This is a genomic window from Cytobacillus pseudoceanisediminis (assembly GCF_023516215.1).
GTDB classification, from domain to species: domain Bacteria; phylum Bacillota; class Bacilli; order Bacillales; family Cytobacillaceae; genus Cytobacillus; species Cytobacillus pseudoceanisediminis.
In genome coordinates, this window is the sequence record NZ_CP097349.1 from 3,677,839 (window position 1) to 3,698,235 (window position 20,397).

Genomic DNA, 20,397 nt, shown 5'->3' on the forward strand with positions numbered 1-20,397 from the left:
GACTCCTCGTCTTTTCTTATTTGTTTAACGAATTTTCTGCCTTAAAAGCGGCAATGTAATCTCTATTAAAGTACCTTCACCAATCTTGCTTTTATATACGATGCTGCCATGATGCTGCTTAATGATTTTATGGCAAATCATAAGTCCCAGACCAGTCCCTTTTTCTTTTAGTGTATAAAAAGGTTCTCCCAGTCTCGGCAGAAATTCGTCAGGTATTCCGCATCCCTGATCCTGAAAGGAGACAATACATTCCCCTTCATTATTATCCTTGAGGGAAATCTCAATATCCCCTCCTTTTTCCATAGCCTCCATGGCGTTTTTTAAGATATTCAAAAAAACCTGCTTGATTTGATTTTTTTCACATGATATCAAAAAGTCACCATCTGCAAAATTCAGCTTGAACTGGATACCGTTCATATTTGCCTGGGGGATAATAACTCGACTGTATTCTCTATAATATCCGTTAACTTAGCCGTGTCCATTTGAATGGCCTGCGGTTTTCCAAGCGAAAGCATTTCAGTGGTGATATTTTCAATGCGCTCCAGTTCGCTAAGCAGCAATGCATTAATTTGGCTATTGCCGCTCTTATAAAGCTGCAGAAACCCTTTGATGGTTGTAAGCGGGTTTCTGATTTCATGGGCAACCCCGGCTGCAAGCTCCCCGACAATCGATAGTTTCTCAGACTGCAAAAGAAATTCCTCTGCTTTTTTCGCTCAGAAATATCTCTGCTAATCATGACAACATGCTCGATAACACCATTTTCACCCTCAACCGGCATACACCGTGACTCAAATTCAATCCAATGGCCTCCTCTGTGTTTTAGGCGGAACTCCATTGCCATACGCTCATTATTTTCGAATATCCTTTGCATGCCTGCCTGAAAATACTCCGCTTCATCTGGATGAATAACAAAATCAACTTCCATATTTTGCAATTCTGCTACTTCATATCCTAATACAAGCTCATGAGACGGAGATAAATAACTTAAACTGCGATCCCTGTCCATAACTGCGATTAGGTCTGATGTATTTTCAGCGATTAGCCGGTATTTAGATTCACTTTCTTCCAGCGTCTTTTCCATCCGCTTTTTTCTGTGATGATTCGAATCAATCGTTCATAGGATTCAATCAGCAAACTCCCAACAATGACACCAAGCCCCACAAACAGAATATATTGCAGGTGAAAAATCGGGCTGTCCCTAAAAACATTAAAAATTATCGGTACCGTTATAATATAAATGGCACAATACACACCATATAATATGGCCGTTTTTCTAACTGCCTTATGTTGGCGGCAATATTTATGTATGACTGTAAAAGCAATCAAAATAAGCAATAACCCTATTATGGCAGGCAGCCAATTCTCACTGATTGCAAGCCTTGTGACAAGAGCAATAATTGCGGTAATAATCCCTGCCCCTGGCCCTAAATAGGAAAATACCAAAATCAGAATGGCATAACGAATATCATAGGAATAACCCTGCTCGTTAAAAGATAACCCCACAAGAATGACAGAAATAATTCCTGCATAAATGCCGCCCAAAAGATGCAGGTCCTTGAGCGGTTTATGACTGATAAACGAGCGGAGAATTAAAGGCACACTGACCAATAATGAAAAAATAGAGAGATTGACAATGTAGTCTAATAGTATCAAGGAGGCTCCCACCTATTTTGAGAAATTCTTAATATTCTTTCTTTATCATAAACCAGAGATGGTGACCTTTCCACTACTATTTTAGTACCCCCAAAAGGATATTTTAAAAGGCCAATCCTGAAAGGATAGGCCTTTTTCGTTACACTTTCTTCACAAACTCCGACTTAAGCTTCATGGCGCCAAAGCCATCGATCTTACATTCAATATCATGATCCCCATCCACGATGCGAATGTTTTTAACCTTGGTTCCAATCTTAATAACAGAAGAAGTGCCTTTCACTTTAAGATCTTTAATGACTGATACCGTATCTCCATCAGTAAGTACATTTCCATTAGAATCCTTAATCAACTTTTCGTCCTCGAAACTATTGATTTCGGATTCAGCTGTCCACTCATGTGCACATACCGGACATACAAAGAGCATCCCGTCCTCGTACGTATACTCTGAACTGCATTTCGGGCAATTAGGCAAGCTAGACATTTCGTTTTCCTCCATTGTTCAGCATTTTTTTCCTTTTAGCCATGAATACGAATATCATGACAGCCGCTATAATAATGAATGCTATAACAGTATATAAGATATATGTTGAATCTTCATTCACGTCCTGAGGAATAAACCGATTGGCAATGGATCCCGCAGACAAAAAAACGGGTAATATAATCGTAAACCATGTTTTTGTATAAATAGCAGATACGATAAATATGACCGCACAAATTGCCACAATAACATTATTCTGATAGGGTGTTGCAGTAAAAATCGGTTCAAATCCCTGTTTCTGATTCCATAGTAAAATTAAGACCATTGAGCCTGTAACAGCCATGCTGGTTACTAAAAGAAGAACCGCTCCCCACTTGGAATGAAGAAATTTAGGAAGCACTCTGAAAATCAGAAGACCATAAGCTCCGACTGCAATTACTCCTGTGATAACAGCGATCCAAAGTGTACCTTTGGATAATGAGAATTTCCCTTCAATTGCAGGACCAATGCTGATATAAGCACCCAGCAAAAGGACCATCAGCGGCACCAGCCCCGCAATCTGACGGTAATCGGTACTCATTGATTCCCCGATGCTTTTCATATATTGCTTTGGGCTATCCCCGATAATATGAGACACATCTTTCCCATCGGCTTCAGCTTCCATTAAATGCACTTCAAGCTCTTCTGTTATTTCATTTATTTCATCATCGTTTTTTCCTTTTGACATCAGGTAAAAACGAAGCTCTGACAAAAACTGTTCAGACTCCTTTGAGACCATTCTTCATATCCCCCTTTTTATTTAATACATTGTCAACAGATGAACTTACCTGTTCCCAGCGCCCGATAAATAACTCCAGCTCCTGCTCGCCTTTTTCAGTTAATGTGTAATATTTTCGTTTAGGTCCAGCTGTTGACTTTCGCAAAGTAGCACTGATCAGTCCTTCTTTTTGCATACGCAGAAGCAGCGGATAAATAGTGCCTTCGCTCAATGAGTGAAATCCATATGACTCCAATTTCGCCGCCAATTCATACCCATAAATCTCCCCTTCTTTAATTATGGCTAATAAACAACCGTCCAGAATTCCTTTTAACATTTGCGTGGTATCTGACATTGACCTTACTCCCTCCACTACCTTGTATTACAAGATAATAACCTGCAGTTAACTACCTTGCAATACAAGATATACTCTTACTATACCTCTCACTATATTGTAATGCAAGGTATTCTTGTAAAAACCAGGTAATTTTTTACTCTAATCAATCAAACGTTTGATTGAACTATTTTTACTGCCATATCGATTGTTTTTACCCAAAGAGGGAATAATAAGTGAATGTGGACCAGCACCTGATCATCGGCCGCCGTTTTTAAACACATTCTCAATTATAAACTTAAATCTCATATTAGTTGAGATTGATTGAGGCAAAAAAAGGGTATTCAAAATAAGGAAGAGTTATACTGTAATTAAGGAGCTTAAGGCTGCTTTAAAAGTTCCATGCCGTACTGATTTCACCCTAAAAAAAGCGCAATTAAACATCGGAGTCTTATCTTGCCACTTAAAGTTTTCGCCCTTCAGCCGAAAAGGAGCAAATTTTCACAGCTTATCCCTTGACAAAAAATATATCGTATATGATAATTATTACCGAATTAGAATTATTATTAAATAGTTCGCTATTTAATTAATAATCATATCACTCAACCATTTAAGGAGGAATTTTATCATGGCATTAATCGGTTCAGAAGTACTACCATTTGCAGCAAAAGCTTACCATAACGGTGATTTCATCGATGTTACTGAAGAAAACTTCAAAGGAAAGTGGAGCGTAGTATGCTTCTACCCAGCAGACTTCACATTCGTATGTCCTACTGAATTAGAAGATCTTCAAAATGAATATGCAACTTTAAAAGATATGGGAGCAGAAGTTTATTCTGTATCAACTGATACTCACTTCACTCATAAAGCATGGCACGATAACTCAGAAACAATCAACAAGATTGAATACGTTATGATTGGTGACCCTAACCAAAGAATTTCCCGCAACTTCGAAGTTCTGAACGAAGAAGATGGATTGGCTGAACGCGGAACATTCATCATCGATCCAGATGGCATCATCCAAACTGTTGAAATCAACGCTGGCGGAATTGGCCGTGACGCAAGCCAGGTTGTAAGCAAGCTTAAAGCAGCTCAATATGTACGCAACAACCCAGGTGAAGTTTGCCCGGCTAAGTGGAAAGAAGGATCTGAAACACTTAAGCCAAGCCTTGATCTAGTAGGTAAAATCTAAGGAGCACGATAATCATGTTACTTGATGCAGATATAAAAGCACAATTAGCTCAATATCTTCAGATGATGGAGGGCGACATCCTTCTAAAAGTCAGCGCTGGATCAGATAAAGTATCCAGCGACATGCTGGCTTTAGTAGATGAGCTAGCCAATATGTCCTCCCGCATTAAAGTTGAGCGCACTGAATTACAAAGGACGCCAAGCTTTAGTGTAAATCGTCCAGGTGAAGATACTGGCATTACCTTTGCCGGCATTCCTCTTGGACATGAATTTACTTCCTTAGTGCTTGCTCTGCTTCAAGTTAGCGGTAGGGCACCTAAGGTTGACCAGAAAGTCATCGACCAGGTGAAGAAGATTGAGGGCGAATATCGTTTTGAAACTTATGTCAGCTTAAGCTGCCACAACTGCCCTGATGTAGTACAGGCTCTTAACGTCATGAGTGTTCTTAACCCTAATATTTCACACACAATGATCGATGGTGCTTCTTACAAAGAAGAAGTAGATGCTAAAGAAATCATGGCAGTGCCGACAGTTCTTCTAAATGGCGAACCATTCGGCAGCGGCCGTATGTCCCTTGAAGAAATTCTGGCGAAAATGGGAACAGGCCCTGACGCATCAGAGTTTGCAGATAAGGATCCTTATGATGTGCTTGTCATTGGCGGCGGCCCTGCGGGATCAAGCGCGGCAATCTATGCTGCACGCAAAGGCATCCGCACCGGCATCGTTGCTGAACGCTTTGGCGGCCAGGTAATGGATACTTTAGGCATCGAAAACTTTATTAGTGTGAAGCATACAGAAGGCCCTAAACTTGTTGCAAGCCTTGAGGAACATGTGAAAGATTATGGCATCGATGTCATGAATCTGCAGCGTGCAAAGAGACTTGAAAAGAAGGACCTTGTTGAAATTGAACTTGAAAATGGTGCTGTACTGAAAAGTAAATCAGTCATCCTTTCAACTGGTGCACGCTGGAGAAATGTCAACGTGCCAGGTGAAGCAGAGTTCAAAAACAAAGGGGTTGCTTACTGCCCTCACTGTGATGGCCCATTATTTGAAGGCAAAGACGTAGCTGTTATCGGCGGAGGCAACTCCGGTGTTGAAGCAGCCATTGACCTTGCAGGGATTGTTAACCATGTAACGGTTATCGAATTCAATCCTGAATTGAAAGCAGATGCCGTTCTGCAGGAACGTCTGAACAGCCTTCCAAACGTAACGGTTGTCACAAATGCTCAGACAACTGAAATTACCGGAACTGATAAAGTAAACGGTATTTCATACATGGATCGTGAGACAGAAAAACAACACCATGTTGAACTGCAAGGTGTATTCGTCCAAATCGGCCTGGTTCCTAACACAGATTGGTTAGGCGACCAGATCGAGCGTACTCGCTTCGGCGAAATCGTCGTGGACAAGCACGGTGCCACAAACATCCCTGGTGTATTTGCTGCAGGAGACTGTACAGACAGTGCCTACAAGCAAATCATCATCTCCATGGGATCTGGTGCAACGGCAGCTTTGGGTGCGTTTGACTATCTGATCCGTAATTAATTTTTAACCTAAAACCGCTTACTGCCTTTGGCAGGAAGCGGTTTTTTATTGAGCACCATGGAATTTGGTTCAGACTCATTCTTTCTTAGTTCCCCTTCCCCTGTCCGAATGAGCACTGAGTTCGGACTCACCAACTCGGTTTTCTTCTTCTCCTGTCCGAATAAGCACTGAGTTCGGACTCACTAGCACGGTTTTCTTCTTCTCCTGTCCGAATGAGCACTATGTTCGGACTCACTAGCTCGGTTTTCTTCTTCCCCTGTCCGAATAAGCACTGAGTTCGGACTCACCAACTCGGTTTTCTTCTTCTCCTGTCCGAATGAACAACACTAAGTTGAAAAGCACCGCCTATAACAACTTCCACCTTTTCAATCAAATGTTTGATTGAAATAGAAAAAGAGCACAGACATAGCCTGTGCCCTTCCATTCTATCAGTGTACCAATGAGCCTTCTTTATATTTCTTCTCAAGTGTTGGCCAATACTCCTTGTTGGCTTCAATCAGATCATCTAAAATCTTTTTAGCAACAATGGCAGATGGAATTGTCTTGTTAAGCGTGAATGCCTGTAATGCTTTTTCATAAGACCCCTCTGTTATGGCTTCCACCAAAATTTTTTCGGATGCCAATTGCTGTTCAATCATGGCTTTGTGGAAATATGGAATTTTCCCGACATACTCAGGAACAGGTCCTTTATTGGTAATAAGTGCAGGCACTTCGATCATGGCATCTGCCGGCAGGTTAGGAATTGTTCTATTGTTTTCTACCATTACAAGATATCGTTTTGCCAGATTCTGTGCAATGGATACAGTAACATCTACAATAAAAATTCCGTGTACACCAACATGAAACGCATCATCCAGGATGCCAGTCTCTTCAAATTTTCTAATTGTTTCAAACAAAGACTTTTCTCTTCCTTCCATAACCTCATTGGCACGGGTATGCTCTTTATTTGAATTCTCCACAATATAATCCGGCAACAGGTAATACTGCAGGTATGGATTAGGAATATAATCCGGGAAGAAATCCATGATCGGCTTAATATTTTTAAATGTCTTAATCCAGGAAGAATCAGCATGGCGATAATCAATTTTAGAGATGTCCTCTGTCAGCAGTCCCCATTTGCTGATATGCTCACGAAGCTCCGGAAGGCGGTCTTCTCCGTCCACTTCTACTTTGGTGAACCAGCCAAAGTGATTTAATCCAAAGTAATCTACCACAAGGTCTTCTCTCTCCACTCCAAGGATGCCCGCCATGTTGCGCATCGTTGCTACAGGCATATCGCAGATGTTAATAACCTTTGCATTAGGGCGCAGCTTCCGCACACCTTCTGCTACGATTGAAGCAGGATTTGAATAGTTGACAATCCAGCACGATTCCTTCGCATATTTTTCTACATAATCAATAAGTTCCACCATAGGGAAAATCGTTCTTAAACCATATGCCAATCCGCCAGGCCCGCACGTTTCCTGACCTACTACATTATGTGACAGAGGTATTTTCTCATCAAGCTCCCTCATCGCATATTTGCCGACACGCATTTGCGCAAATACAAAGTCTGCATCTTCAAATGCTGTTTCCGGATCAGTTGTCTCGGTTATTTTAATAGAATCTGTATATTCTGCAATAACCGCTTTAGCTGCGACTGCTACTTTCGATTGGCGCTCTCCATCAATATCGTAAAATCTAATCTCGGATAATGGCAAATCTTCTAATCTATCCATTAAGCTTCTCACAATTCCTGGTGTATACGTGCTTCCGCCGCCCGCAATCGCTAATTTATACATTTTCATAATTTAGTCCTCCCAGTTTTTGATCAACTTGATCTCGAACAGACTTTACGTTCAGACCATATACAACTTGAACATTGTTGCCTGACTTGATGACTCCTTTTGATCCAGTTTCTTTTAACAGCTGTTCATCTACTGCATTTGGATCCTTTAAAACAAGTCTTAATCTTGTATAACAATTATCTACATTTTCAATATTTCCGCTTCCGCCAAGTGCAGTTACAATCGTTTCACCTAGAGGAGACCCTGCTGCTGCATTCCCTTTTGTCTGAACTTCTGCTGGCTGGACAGTTTCCTCTGTACCTTCTTCACGGCCAGGTGTTTTCAGGTTTAATTTCAGGATCAGGAATCTGAAGATGATAAAATAGGCAGCAAACATAATCAGACCTACGACAATGAACATAGGCCAATTGGACTTTTCTGTACCAAGCGGCAAATTATAAAGCAGGAAATCAATAACGCCATTCGCGCCGATTGCATGAACACCAAAGACATTTAAGAGCATCATTCCTGTACCAGCCAGAACTGCATGGATAAAAAACAGGATTGGAGCAGTAAATAGGAACGCGAATTCAATTGGCTCCGTTACCCCAAGCAGGAATGAAGTGACGGCTGCCGGCAGGAGAATCGCTTTTGCCATCGCTTTTTTATTTTTATCAGCCGTAACGTACATAGCTAAAGCTGCACCAATTAATCCGAACATCTTTGCCAGGCCGCGTGCATCCCAGTTTACTGTGCTGCTTAATACAGCCACACTTGGGTCAGCCATTTCAGCAAAATAAATATTCCTTGCCCCATGGACAACTTCTCCTGCAACAGTTGTCATTCCGCCCAGTTCTGTATATAAGAACGGTGTATAAATAAGGTGATGTAGTCCTGTCGGAATCAGGATTCTTTCCAGGAAGCCATAGATAAGGAAACCAAAGTCCCCTAAGCTTCGGATACCATTAGCCAGCGCTGTAATTCCATTTTGAACAATCGGCCAAAACTCGGCTGCAAGCGCCCCTAGAACCATTGCACTTGGTATTGCTAAAATAGCTACAAAACGATGACCTGAATAGATGGAAAAAACACCTTTGAATTCTGTATCGCAATATTTATTATGAAGAACACCAACTAAAGCTCCGATTAAAATACCTGCAAACACACCCATCTCTAAAACTTGAACATTCAATACCATTGCCTGTCCGGAAATCTGCATCTCCTCTGCAGGAACTAAACGCTCTGAAAGATTCAGGACCTGATGCATCGCATTAATAAAAATGACAAAGGTTACTAGACCTGTTAATGCTGCATAACCTTTATCTTTCTTTGCTAACCCGATCGGAATGCCGACTGCAAAGATCAATGCGAGATTCTGAAGTATCGAAACTGCCGAAGAAGAGATAAACTTTCCGATATTTTGTATTATCGGATTTTCAAGAAGCGGGACGTACTGTGCCAGGTTCCCGTTTCCAAACACATTGCCAAACGCAATGAAAAGACCAATGATCGGCAATATTAAAATCGGGGCAAACAAGGATTTTCCAAATAGCTGGAGACCATTCACCACTTGTTTCATAGATGTCTTCCTTTCTAAATAAAAGTAAACGCTATCATTTCACATCCACAGTATAGCTTGGATTATTAGCGGAAGGAATGGGAATGAAGGAATCTGTACAATGTCACTAAATAAAGTAACATGTTACAGGGCTTAATACTCTTTGATAATCCCCTTTTTAATCGCTAAAATCAGGATAATATCAATGAACATAAACATATTAGACTCAAACGATGTGATCTCAAATTCACGCTGGGATTCAATTGTCGGATCGAGAATAGTAAACACAATATCGGCCAATTTCGCTGTCGTGCTTTTATCATTTCCTGTGAACAGGACGGTCTTTAACCCCTTTTCCTTAGCAATTTGGACTTTTTCAATTACCTTGCTTGTCTCTCCAGATCGCGAAAAGACAATCATCAGCCGATACTTCTGGATATTATTAAAGAAAATCGCCCTGCTGTCACTAGTCGATGTATTTGAAACATAATACCCGAAAAGCTCCAATTTCTTAGCAAGATAATTGGAGAACAGCGTAGAAAAGCCTGCTCCATAAAAATAAATCATCTTATGCTTTTCAATTTCATTTAAAAATTCCTGGATGCTTTCCTCATCTATGTAATCAAATGTAGTTCTGATATTTTTTATAAATTCATTGATGCTCGCTTCCAATGGACGATGGATCTCTTCTACTGATTCAGCATCTGAACTATGCACCTTCTTCACTTTCAGACCAAGATTATATACAAACTCACTGTATCCGCTAAACCCCAGCTTTTTACACAAACGAATGATGGATGTAGTTGAAACAAACAGCTCATCCGCTGCTTTCCGTATACTTAAATGCTGGTCATCTATCTTGCTTTTAATTAAAAAAGAAAGAATCTCTTTCTCTGACTGATTCAAGTCTTTATCAATTGTATAATCTAAATATATCTTCTCTGCATTATCCATTGATTCATCCTCTTTACATCTCATTTTTCTTATTATGACCGGCTGGTTCTATTTACATTGCTTCTATTATTAATATCCTACTATTATATAGGCGACATCAAAAGAATTTACCTTTCTACAGCAAAAAAGGAATGCCGCATTAAAGCAGCTTTCCTTTTAACTTTAATTCACCGCCATCCTCCCCAGCGGCCCATTTTCATCAATAATATCCTGCAGTGCATAAACGGAAATCGGAAACATCGGGAATCCATAAGCATAAGGCGTTATTTCATACAGCTGGAAATAGATGATCAGTGCTTTATCCGCTATATAAAAGTCCTGATCTGGCCTGATTGCTTTAAAGTCTACTAAGAGCGGTATATCACGCTCCTTGATTTGCACCTTAATCAGCTCGGATATTCTTTTTACATAGTCACTTCCCGGCTTGAATAAATCCTTAAGCTCCACCTGCCTTCTCTTCTGAAGGTCAAATGTCAGCGATTTTATAACTGTCATTCCATGGGCAGCATGATAGTGATATACATAATTGTTCAAGGACAAACTCAGTACATCACGCTGATTATTTTTAATCTCATAGTATCCATACAAATCAACCACGGTTGTATCCATATTGCCTGTCTGCTCGTTAATGATCTGCTGGTTTTGTCGGACAATTGTACTGTTAATAAATTGCTGCAGCTGCTTATTTTGCATTCCTTTCACACGGGGATAATAAACCACTTTAGTCGGCCCGCTGCTGATTGTCACCGTTTTGATGCCTACTGGAAAGTTGATTGCCACGGCTATCCATCCTTTTTGGGTTTTTAACATTCTATTCATCGGATAGGCGTTAAGGTGCATAACAGGTAATGGAAGTTTCAATGGTATATAATGATATCGATATATAAGAGACAGGAGCACACAAAGTGGATAAAAAGCAAACCAGCCTAAAACCATTCATTTCACTCATACTATCGACAAAAATACCAAAGGCTGCCCTCATCATTGGTTTAACAGCCAGCATTTTAACAACCTTGACTGGCCTTCTCGTACCGCTGCTGACCAAAAATCTGGTGGACGGTTTTTCTGTTGAATCTTTAAGCGTTCCGCTCATGATCGGAATTGGTGCAGCCTTTATCGTCCAGGCCATCATCAGCGGGATCTCCATCTACCTGCTCAGCTATGTCGGCCAAAAAGTGGTGGCCCGGCTTCGGGACCGGATGTGGATGAAGCTCATACGGCTGCCGGTCAGTTATTTTGACAAGCAATCCAGCGGCCAGACTGTCAGCCGTGTAGTTAATGATACCAGCATTGTCAGGGAGCTGATTACCAATCACTTTCCGCAATTTATTACCGGTATTATCAGTATTATCGGTGCAATTATTATCCTGCTTGTGATGGACTGGAAAATGACACTGCTGATGCTTACTTCTGTTCCTATTACACTGGCAATTATGATTCCACTTGGCCGAAAGATGGCCAAAATATCCCGTGGCCTTCAAGATGAAACTGCTATCTTTACCGGAAACATTACCCAAACACTCGGTGAAATCCGCTTAATGAAGTCTTCTACTGCAGAGCAAAATGAAGAAGAAAAGGGATTGGATGGGATCGACAAACTGCTTGGCTACGGCTTGCGGGAAGCCCGCATTTTTGCGATGATTGGTCCCACTATGTACCTGATCATGATGGTTGTTATTGTCATGATCATCGCCTATGGAGGCATGCGGGTGGCTAGCGGAACGATGTCAACGGGTTCTCTTGTAGCCTTTTTGCTGTATTTGTTCCAGATTATTATGCCAATTACCTCATTTGCGATGTTTTTTACTCAGCTGCAAAAAGCAATAGGCGCAACAGAACGGATCATTGATATTTTAGAGGAGCCTTTGGAAGACGGACAAGACGGCATCGAAATGGATATCAGCAGCAAGCCGATTACAATCAACAATGTCTCCTTCTCCTATAGCGCAGAAGAGAGTGTTCTGGAAAATATCTCTCTTGAAGCCCAGCCAGGTCAGATGATTGCACTGGCGGGTCCAAGCGGAAGCGGAAAAACAACCCTGTTTGGTTTGCTTGAACGATTTTACGAACCAGCTGCTGGTGAAATCAAAATTGGCGATACACCCATCCAGCAGATATCCCTTAAATCCTGGCGCAGCCAGATCGGCTATGTTTCACAGGAAAGCGCCATGATGGCAGGTACAATCCGTGAAAATTTATGCTATGGACTCGAAGATTCCAAAAGCATTGCGGATGAGAAGTTATGGGAAGTGGCGAAAATGGCATACGCCGATCAATTCATTGCCGACTTTCCGAAAGGGCTTGATACAGAAGTTGGTGAGCGGGGTGTGAAGCTATCCGGGGGACAAAGGCAGCGTATTGCTATAGCACGGGCTTTCCTGCGCGACCCTAAAATATTGATGATGGACGAAGCCACTGCCAGTCTGGACAGCCAATCTGAAGGTATCGTCCAGCAGGCCCTTACCCGCTTAATGGAAGGCCGGACAACTTTCGTCATCGCACACCGCCTTTCCACAATTGTCGACGCAGACCAAATTATTTTCATCGAAAAAGGCCAGGTCACAGGCATTGGCACACATTCCGAATTGACTCAATCACATGATCTATACCGTGAATTTGCCGAGCAGCAGCTTGCATAAGAAGTAGCCAGTCTATCAAAGACTGGCCATTTTACTGCAGATTTTGATTCCAGACCCCTCTTAAAACCGAAAACCTGTGATAAAATGTGACAAATTATCCATATAAACAAGAAGGTGAATTCCTTATAATGGAATTAAGATCTCAGTTAGTCATGCCAATCCAAAAGGAGGCTGAAGACTATGTCAATAGATCACACACTTAACATGCTTGAAACATTGAAATATTATTGTGACTCTGAAATCACTCAGACCTTTTCAAATGACAAGCAGCAGGTTTTATCTGTATGTTATTTGAAAAACAATCATTCTTTTGAAATTACCTACACAGAAACTAATATAAAGAAAAATTTCCGCCACATAGAATCAGCAGCAGAAGCAATCGAAAAAGCTTTAAGGTGATTAAGACATCCTTAAAGCTTTTTTTGATTGTTCTCCTTCCATGTAATTTACGAGTACAGGATACTGCTCCCTGCATCTGTTCATTTAAGCAGAAATCATACTGCAGCTTAAATCAATCAAACGTTTGAATGACTTTTTTCTGGCTGTTATAAAGCTTTCTCAGCCTGAAGAACTCTCATAATTTCCTTGCTGTCTTTTGTCAGAATGTCTTTCACATTTGGTCCAAACCATTCCAAAGATGCATCCATTTCCATCAAATTCGAAGCCTCTCTTAAAAACATCCTGTAATCTACAGCTCCTTCAAATAATGAAACCATGCCTTCCCTGCTGCCCGCTGCTGCATAGACATTATTAGGAGCAAACACGCCAAGCTGGGAACGGGACTGGATATTTTTAAAATGAAAGTGCGATATATATGGACGCAGCTGTTTTAGCGCAAAGATCGGATCCACTCCTGATTCCCATATATGAAGCACATCAAAATTAACCCTTAACGCTGAATGGTCTGTTTCCTCAATGAGCTGAAGTGTGGAGGATGGGTTATCTGTCAGTGTATTAGGATGAGTTTCAACCAGAAGCATCTGTCCCTCGGCTTCAGCCATTTTGCAGAGCATTTTCATGCGCGAAACCAGTTCGATTCTTTCCAGCCTGCTGATATCCGCACTGCCTTTTGTCCCGGCAAACGTTCTTATTTTCTTCGTTCCCCACCTATGTGCCATTGCACATAATTTTTGCATTTCTGTCATTAAAACTGGAAGAGGAGCATCAAGAGGCAGATAGTCGCTCAGCATGGTCGTTTCAAGATTATAGGAGCTAAGCCACTCACTTCCATAATGAATATCTTCCGCCAGGTTTTTGGCATGTACACCCCATATTTCTATCCCCTGGAATCCATTTGTCTGGGCATAGTGTGCGATTTGGTCAATGGACTGAAGATGATGCCGGAATGAGATGGTGCAGAGAGATAGCTTCATAGAGTTGCCTCCTTCATATTTTGGGATTCCTGCAGTTTAATCCAGGCTTCAAAGCTTTTCTGCAATCCCTGCTTAATTTTAAATTCCAGGATATTTAGTTCATCCAGTTTTAAAGAGATTTCATTTTTCAAACCCAGGTTTCCTGTCATGGCAAGCTTCATCGCCCGATATTGGATAACCGTATATCCTTTTACGAGCTTCTCAATTTCATTACACCAGGCTTCAAAGCCTTCCTCTTCATACCCAAGTGAATCCCAGAAAAACGCAAAAGCATGTTCATAGGCGTATTTTCGGATGGCGAGGACAGGGAGTTCCCTTAATGCGAATGTCAATCCTGATAAAGGGTAGTTATCGCTTCCGGATGTATATAGACCGACAATCTTTCCAACTGCATCAGTCATTGGGTTGCAGTCAAGCTTAATGCATGTATTAAAATATGCCTCCACTGTTTCAGCAGATGGGGGAATGATATTGGCTGCATCAAAGAAATATCCCCCTTCAGCAGAGGGATCCTCAATAGCTGCCAAAATCCTCTCCTTCGGCAAAATTCCTTCCCAGCGGAAGTCCGGATCATACATAAACCATTCCTCTTCGTTTCCTGTCAATTCCAGCATCACATAATGCGGAAATGGACTTTGATGAAACTTATTCTCCCTTTCAGGCAGCTTGGACAAATCAAGCATCACCATTACATACTGGTGGTGCTTCTTGTTCTCAAGCAGGCCCAGAAGCTTGTTTATGTTTTCCTGTTTGCTGCGTTTTTCGTCATACCATCTATATAGCTTAATTCCATACAGCATTTCATACCATTGGTGGAAAAAATCATGGTCGATCCGTTTGGAATGATAGGTCAGAACTCCATTATCCAATACATCGAAATCAGCATCCCATACTCCGAAATAATAAGGTCTGTGATCGGCCCCTTGCGTCTTTTTGACTGCCTCACATACACAGCTCACAAAACAATGGACTTTAATCATAAGAAGCCTCCGCTGTGACAGGCTTCTGCAGGTGATTCAGAAAGTCGGCCAGGCTTCCTACAGTCCTGAAATCTTTAGGCACCAGCATTTCATCCGGGATATCAAAGCCAAGATCCACTTCCAAATGAAGGATAAGCTGCAGGATCATGATGGAATCCATATATAAATCTTCATTTAAACGGGCACCCTCATGAAAGGCCGCCATCGAAGGCAGTTCTATTTGATGCTGCATAATATCTTGTAAAGCCTGTAAAATTTCTTCTCTTGTCATGCCAGCACTCCTTCTCCCAGCCTTTTTCTGCTGATCTTGCCATTCGGGAGCTTTTCTATTTCTTCTGTCTGGATAAATTCCATCGGGATTTGGTAAGGAGCGAGATATTCCCTGCACCACTCCCGCAGTTCCTGCTCCTCTATAGGCTGGGTGCATACATACTGCGCACAGACTCTTTCTCCGGAAAGCGGGTGGATTTTTTTATAAACCACTGCTTCTGCAATTCTTGGTTCTGCCATCAGGACATCTTCCACCTCCTGCGGATATACGTTCAATCCCGCTACATTAATGGTGTCATCCATTCTTGCAAGAAATGACAGGACACCGTCTTCCATAAAGCCAAGGTCCTTAGTAAAGATGGTTTTCTCAGAATCACGGATGATAATTTCATCAGGGTTTTCCTTACTTCCAGCCTCCACTTTTACATGGGGAAGCGGATAGCCCATCTCACGGGGGTCACATACATCCGGGTGAATGGCCACACACCCTGCCTCCGAACATCCATACTGCTGAAGAACCCGGTTTGAAACACTTTTTAAAGATTCCAGCCAGCCCGATGGCATTAAAGTGCCCGATGTCATCACACAATCGAACTGTCCGCCATCACGAACCAGATGTGTTAATGTATGCAAAAGCGCAGGAGCCCCATAGAGAATATGCTTCGGATATTCCTTAATTTTGCTAAGCACATACTTCGGGTTCATATTTGTCAGAATGACCGGTTCCGAACCGCGCCTTAAGCTTGCAAATACGCCGCAGATCAACCCATATGAATGAGTAACCGGACAGGCAACAATAGATGTGGTCTGATGATCTGCCGGCAATACAGAAACATAGCTTTCCAGTTCAAGCTCGATGGAATCCCAGCTGCGTTCAATGCATTTTGGTGCACCAGTCGTACCCGAACTCATTTGGACCAGGACACCTTCACGGGCATTCTTTTGTTTTGACAGTTCGATCGGTGTATGAGTATTTCCGTAAAGCAAGCTATGACTTCCAGCCGATGAAGCTATTCGTATTGCCCCTTCTTTCGGCATGGAAGGATGGATCGGAACAATGGATCCCCCTTTTCTGCGTACAAATAAACAAAGAGCGAGCCACTGAAACACATCCGGAATACAAACAGCTAATCTTCTATTTCCGCAATCTCTTAAATGAGGAATGTTTTCAAATTCTGTATATTGCTGCTCAAGGTTATCTAATGTATAGTAATGATCATTTACAAAAAACATCTCAATTCTCCTTTTGATGGTTATCTTAAAGAGTTTTTGACATAATGGCGAAACCCGCCAGCCTCATCTTTTTGAACTTTTCTCTTCAGCAGTGATTCCGCATAAATTACCGGTGCAGTATGCTGCAGCAAATAATTTCGGAATATCAATTCCGGATAACAGCTCAGGTGCTCCGTTAAAGCTTCTCCTGTCAGCTTCCAAAATCGCTTCTCACTGAAGCCATATTGCTCTTCAAGTACATAGGACAGTTCAGACAGATGAAAAACAAATAATGTATCCATTGCCAGTTCTCTAAGCGATTCAATAGAAGACATCCAATAATACTGATCTTCCCTGCCTTTTTTAAATTGTTCATGAATGCCCGCAAACTCCGGAATACGGTTTGGCTCCTCCAAAAAGTCATGGCAATACTCAACACTGTCATGGAAATCCCTCAGTGCAACACGTGTTGGCCAGCCGTCCTTATGAAGAAGAATCATATTCTGGGCATGCGCCTCAACGGCAATTCCATGCGCGGCCAGCAAATGCCAGACAGGAACCACACATACTTCCACGAGCCTTTTCAGCCATTTTTCAATTCCATAGCGTTTCAGCCATTCGTCAATAAACGGAAATCCGTCCCTCTCCATTAATGGCAATGCCGTACAAGGCACCGCCGCTTCATCTTCTTCCATATAAAGCCGGATGCTCTCTCTCCATATAGCTCCGAACTTTGCGCAAGGTTCTTCCTCCTCGGGATGATAAGAAATCCCTGCGTATTCCTTAAGAATGACCAATGAAGCTTCATCTTTTAAAAATGGATCTCCTTCCACTGTATCTGCTATCCATTTGGAAATATGGGGTGCGGCACAAACCGCGTGTGTGTCCAGAGTTCTTAGCGATGATGTGTTCACCATATTCATCGATAGTTTCACATGAGCTTTTTCTGGATTTGTCATATTCCATAGCGTACGGACGGACTGTGTTGACCGATAAGAATCTCCGCTGCTCCCCAGAAGCACTATGTCTGCATCAGCATTTGCTAACTTCACCTGCCAGGGGTGAATGGGCAGAAATGTGTATTCTTCAATGGTTTTGCCAATATGCTGCAAATCAGCAAGTAATTGTCCAAACATGGAAGGGCCAAGTTCCCGTTCCCAGAAACTTGTTTCATCCTCAAGCAGTTCGATTCTGGCATATTCACGTCTGACAGCTGCCCATTGCAGCTCGAATGACTGTCTTGCTTCCGGCCCATATGCCGCATGATCCCCAAGTGAAAATCCGCTTCTCGCCTTAAAGCAGGGATGGTAGGGGTGCCCTTCCCATATCTCTGATTCCAATTCTTCATAGCTGAAATTTCTCCTGGACATAGAATGCATTAGATGAGTTTCATTCCACTCACTCAGCAGAATGGTTTGTTCCAGCTCATTAATGAGCTGATTCCTTTTTCCGGATCTGCAATAAGGTCTTCAGCCAATTCCTCAATCACGGTTTCTGTTCGTGAGCCATCAGGGTGGACTGAGCGAATGCTTCCTTCAATTAAACGCACACGGTCAAACGAAGTAATTTTCCCCTCACAGCAGTATGTTCGCCGATTTCCGAAAATCGTAAAATGTAAGAGCGGATCTTCTGGCCGTTCAGCCGATTTGGCATAATCCATTAATCCTTCAAAAATAATAGCCTCCATGAACTGTCTGAGTACTCTTCTTTCAATTGTTTTAGACAATTGCGGATGCAGCTTCAGCATAGTTTTCCTCCTTCTTCATGGCGGCGAATGGATTGGGCAAATAGGTGTATACCGCTTGTTCGTTCTTTGCCATCAGCTCATCAACATCATGAAATCGGGTTAAAAGATTGGCTTTATAAGATAATTTCTCAGATTGAAGAATATGCCGAATGAAACCTTTCCCCTGTCCAAACAATCCTTTTTCCAGAGAGCTCAGCTGGTTTCGGCACCATTTGATTAAACGGTCCTCACTGATAAGATCATCCTGCCCAAGTCTTGAAATGACTGAAAAAAGCTGATTCATGAACAGATAATACGTAAACCTTTCCTGAATGAGAGCATCCTCATAGAATAATTCCTGGCATTCTTCCAATTCAGGCAGCAGTTTGCAAAGTTTCTCTCTATGAAGATTTGATAGATAATATCCTTGATTATCCCTGTAAAAATAAGTTTCCGGGTAGCCGGAAGAAAGATCCAGAACGCTATTTTGCTGATGAGCCTCTAATGCCATCCCATGTTCATCATATAAACGAATGAGAGGCTCTATTGCACATTTCCAATATTTCCGGAACCATTCCATGCTGACATCTTGGATATTACGAGATTCTTCCAATGCTATTCTCTCAATGGTTCGGCGCAGCCTTGAACGCATGCCAGGCAAAGGATCCTGAACCAATGCAGCTATGGAAGTAATTCCTCTCTGTTTTTTCCCTGAAATGGATTGGATCGCAGTATAACTTCAAAGCCTGATTCCTTCTGACCAGGGAATATGGCAGTAATATAGGCCGGATCATCAATCATCCTGAAAACCGGGTGTTCTTCTGTAAATCGGATTTTCTTGATTAACTCCGCCATAGCCGTGCCTGCCCTTAACTCATGGAAGCGATTTTTCCTTAGCGAATTTGTTATTTTTACCGGGACCGAAAACTTATACATCCACTCCTCTTCAGGATTGTAAACTGTCCTGATCGAAGAAGTAGCTGAATAATAAGGCCCCATACTGCCAAGGTCCTTTATAAGGCCCTTCTCTATTGCCTCTCTGACATAGTCCTGCTGCAGAAGCCATTGGGCCTGTAGAGGGTGCATTGGAATGAGGCATTCCTTTTCCGGAACAGTAAGGTGCGGCAGTGATTTTTTTATCGATTGAAGAATAATTTGACTTGCAGTTTCCTTGTCATTAGAGGATTCTTTTACCATCTCCCTTTCAAATTGGAAATAATGGAGCTGAAACTGTCCTTTTAATTCTGGCGCATAGCTTGGCTGCTGCCATCCAGTCATTCCTTGTCTGCTTTTCGGTGTAGGGTGAAGCCAGTGCCCAAACAGGAGCGATTGTTCTGCTTCAATGAAAGTACAATCCTCTGAATACAGGCTGTCCTCATCATTCATTCTCGCTTCAATATATGCCGCCATTGTCTGGTAGCTCTCAATCATCCTTAGCACAAGTTCATCAAAATGGGATGCAAGCTCATGACAGCCATTAGCTTTGGCCATCAAATGCATCTCATGGATTAGTGTAATCATCATCGGAAGTCTATCCTGGTGAATCCATTCCCGCCGATTTGAACAATATTTAAGTGCATGGCCGATTATATGTCTTCCTGTACGTGAACGATAAAGGACTTCGACAGCGAATTTAACGGACTGGCCAGATAATTCGATTTCTGCTACCGCCACCCCTGAAAGAGGGATGGATACCTGTTGTTCCTCAATCCACTCCCTGCTTTCCATCCAATGCCCGCTGTCCACTTCCCGCAAATAACTATTAATAAAAGCTTGAAACGTTGCATTTTCTGCAATTTGTTTGGCTGAATGATGCATAATTCCATCCTTTCACCGAGTCTTTAGACCTAGTAATTGATAACCATTCTCAATAACAGTTAAAAAATTTGATTCTTTTCCAATAAAAGAATCAAGATACTGGAGAGAACGGGTGCAAATGCGTCCCGGCCTCCCGCTGTAAG

22 protein-coding genes and 1 pseudogene are annotated in these 20,397 nt (G+C 42.0%); 4 read left to right on the forward strand and 19 right to left on the reverse strand.

All coding sequences use genetic code 11. The features are described from left to right. Positions 1-24: 24 nt before the first annotated feature. The 7 genes and pseudogenes from M5V91_RS19935 to M5V91_RS19965 all read right to left on the reverse strand — a co-directional run bounded on the left by M5V91_RS19935 (position 25) and on the right by M5V91_RS19965 (position 3,243). Positions 25-333: an ATP-binding protein gene (locus tag M5V91_RS19935; protein WP_284521455.1), complete on the reverse strand. Its 309-nt coding sequence runs from the start codon at positions 331-333 to the stop codon at positions 25-27. Positions 334-413: 80 nt separating this feature from the next. After that, positions 414-689, reverse strand: coding sequence for a histidine kinase dimerization/phospho-acceptor domain-containing protein (locus M5V91_RS19940; protein ID WP_284521456.1), 276 nt, complete (start codon positions 687-689; stop codon positions 414-416). Positions 690-754: 65 nt separating this feature from the next. Then, positions 755-1,081: pseudogene (locus M5V91_RS19945) on the reverse strand (PAS domain S-box protein); the annotation flags it as partial. Next, the gene (locus M5V91_RS19950) at positions 1,039-1,653 is read right to left on the reverse strand and encodes a LytS/YhcK type 5TM receptor domain-containing protein (protein ID WP_284521457.1); all 615 of its coding nucleotides are present in this window, start codon (positions 1,651-1,653) and stop codon (positions 1,039-1,041) included. The gene M5V91_RS19950 and the pseudogene M5V91_RS19945, both read right to left, overlap by 43 nt. Before the next feature lie 139 nt (positions 1,654-1,792). Then, a complete protein-coding gene (locus M5V91_RS19955) occupies positions 1,793-2,134 on the reverse strand; it encodes a zinc ribbon domain-containing protein YjdM (RefSeq protein ID WP_009335867.1) in 342 nt (113 codons plus the stop codon). After that, a complete protein-coding gene (locus tag M5V91_RS19960) occupies positions 2,127-2,909 on the reverse strand; it encodes a hypothetical protein (protein WP_009335868.1) in 783 nt (260 codons plus the stop codon). Before M5V91_RS19960 ends, M5V91_RS19955 begins: the two co-directional genes overlap by 8 nt. After that, positions 2,890-3,243, reverse strand: a complete 354-nt coding sequence (locus M5V91_RS19965; protein WP_009335869.1) for a PadR family transcriptional regulator — start codon at positions 3,241-3,243, stop codon at positions 2,890-2,892. Before M5V91_RS19965 ends, M5V91_RS19960 begins: the two co-directional genes overlap by 20 nt. Positions 3,244-3,850: 607 nt before the next feature. On the opposite strand from M5V91_RS19965, the gene ahpC reads away from it, so the two are divergent. Continuing rightward, positions 3,851-4,414, forward strand: a complete 564-nt coding sequence (gene ahpC, locus M5V91_RS19970; protein WP_009335870.1) for an alkyl hydroperoxide reductase subunit C — start codon at positions 3,851-3,853, stop codon at positions 4,412-4,414. Positions 4,415-4,428: 14 nt separating this feature from the next. Continuing rightward, a complete protein-coding gene (gene ahpF, locus M5V91_RS19975; protein WP_284521458.1) occupies positions 4,429-5,958 on the forward strand; it encodes an alkyl hydroperoxide reductase subunit F in 1,530 nt (509 codons plus the stop codon). A gap of 428 nt (positions 5,959-6,386) precedes the next feature. On the opposite strand, the gene M5V91_RS19980 is transcribed toward ahpF, so the two are convergent. The 4 genes from M5V91_RS19980 to M5V91_RS19995 form a co-directional block, all read right to left on the reverse strand. Next, on the reverse strand, positions 6,387-7,745 hold the full coding sequence (locus M5V91_RS19980) for a 6-phospho-alpha-glucosidase (RefSeq protein WP_251175335.1): 1,359 nt from the start codon (positions 7,743-7,745) through the stop codon (positions 6,387-6,389). Continuing rightward, on the reverse strand, positions 7,732-9,303 hold the full coding sequence (locus M5V91_RS19985; protein WP_251175336.1) for a PTS transporter subunit EIIC: 1,572 nt from the start codon (positions 9,301-9,303) through the stop codon (positions 7,732-7,734). Before M5V91_RS19985 ends, M5V91_RS19980 begins: the two co-directional genes overlap by 14 nt. A gap of 132 nt (positions 9,304-9,435) precedes the next feature. Next, a complete protein-coding gene (locus M5V91_RS19990) occupies positions 9,436-10,236 on the reverse strand; it encodes a MurR/RpiR family transcriptional regulator (RefSeq protein WP_019380068.1) in 801 nt (266 codons plus the stop codon). A gap of 162 nt (positions 10,237-10,398) precedes the next feature. Then, positions 10,399-11,016, reverse strand: coding sequence for a DUF3298 and DUF4163 domain-containing protein (locus M5V91_RS19995; protein WP_251175337.1), 618 nt, complete (start codon positions 11,014-11,016; stop codon positions 10,399-10,401). A 125-nt stretch (positions 11,017-11,141) separates the two neighbouring features. On the opposite strand from M5V91_RS19995, the gene M5V91_RS20000 reads away from it, so the two are divergent. Then, complete coding sequence (locus M5V91_RS20000) at positions 11,142-12,875, forward strand: ABC transporter ATP-binding protein (protein ID WP_251175338.1); 1,734 nt, start codon at positions 11,142-11,144, stop codon at positions 12,873-12,875. A gap of 180 nt (positions 12,876-13,055) precedes the next feature. Next, the gene (locus M5V91_RS20005; protein WP_009335878.1) at positions 13,056-13,274 is read left to right on the forward strand and encodes a hypothetical protein; all 219 of its coding nucleotides are present in this window, start codon (positions 13,056-13,058) and stop codon (positions 13,272-13,274) included. A 146-nt stretch (positions 13,275-13,420) separates the two neighbouring features. Here M5V91_RS20005 and M5V91_RS20010 read toward each other — a convergent pair whose 3' ends face one another. The 8 genes from M5V91_RS20010 to M5V91_RS20045 all read right to left on the reverse strand — a co-directional run bounded on the left by M5V91_RS20010 (position 13,421) and on the right by M5V91_RS20045 (position 20,254). Further along, positions 13,421-14,248, reverse strand: a complete 828-nt coding sequence (locus tag M5V91_RS20010) for a sugar phosphate isomerase/epimerase family protein (RefSeq protein WP_251175339.1) — start codon at positions 14,246-14,248, stop codon at positions 13,421-13,423. Next, the gene (locus tag M5V91_RS20015; RefSeq protein WP_019380072.1) at positions 14,245-15,228 is read right to left on the reverse strand and encodes a DUF6005 family protein; all 984 of its coding nucleotides are present in this window, start codon (positions 15,226-15,228) and stop codon (positions 14,245-14,247) included. Before M5V91_RS20015 ends, M5V91_RS20010 begins: the two co-directional genes overlap by 4 nt. Beyond that, a complete protein-coding gene (gene asbD / locus M5V91_RS20020; RefSeq protein WP_251175340.1) occupies positions 15,221-15,499 on the reverse strand; it encodes a petrobactin biosynthesis protein AsbD in 279 nt (92 codons plus the stop codon). The genes M5V91_RS20015 and asbD overlap by 8 nt, the downstream gene beginning before the upstream one ends. Continuing rightward, positions 15,496-16,731 (reverse strand): AMP-binding protein, encoded by a 1,236-nt coding sequence (locus M5V91_RS20025; protein ID WP_251175341.1) that lies wholly within the window; start codon positions 16,729-16,731, stop codon positions 15,496-15,498. Before M5V91_RS20025 ends, asbD begins: the two co-directional genes overlap by 4 nt. Before the next feature lie 20 nt (positions 16,732-16,751). Beyond that, positions 16,752-18,089 (reverse strand): IucA/IucC family protein, encoded by a 1,338-nt coding sequence (locus tag M5V91_RS20030; protein ID WP_284521459.1) that lies wholly within the window; start codon positions 18,087-18,089, stop codon positions 16,752-16,754. Positions 18,090-18,112: 23 nt separating this feature from the next. Then, the gene (locus M5V91_RS20035; RefSeq protein WP_284521460.1) at positions 18,113-18,457 is read right to left on the reverse strand and encodes a hypothetical protein; all 345 of its coding nucleotides are present in this window, start codon (positions 18,455-18,457) and stop codon (positions 18,113-18,115) included. After that, on the reverse strand, positions 18,429-19,049 hold the full coding sequence (locus tag M5V91_RS20040; protein WP_284521461.1) for an IucA/IucC family C-terminal-domain containing protein: 621 nt from the start codon (positions 19,047-19,049) through the stop codon (positions 18,429-18,431). The genes M5V91_RS20035 and M5V91_RS20040 overlap by 29 nt, the downstream gene beginning before the upstream one ends. 68 nt (positions 19,050-19,117) lie before the next feature. Continuing rightward, positions 19,118-20,254, reverse strand: a complete 1,137-nt coding sequence (locus M5V91_RS20045; protein ID WP_284521462.1) for an IucA/IucC family protein — start codon at positions 20,252-20,254, stop codon at positions 19,118-19,120. Between the last annotated feature and the right edge of the window lie 143 nt (positions 20,255-20,397).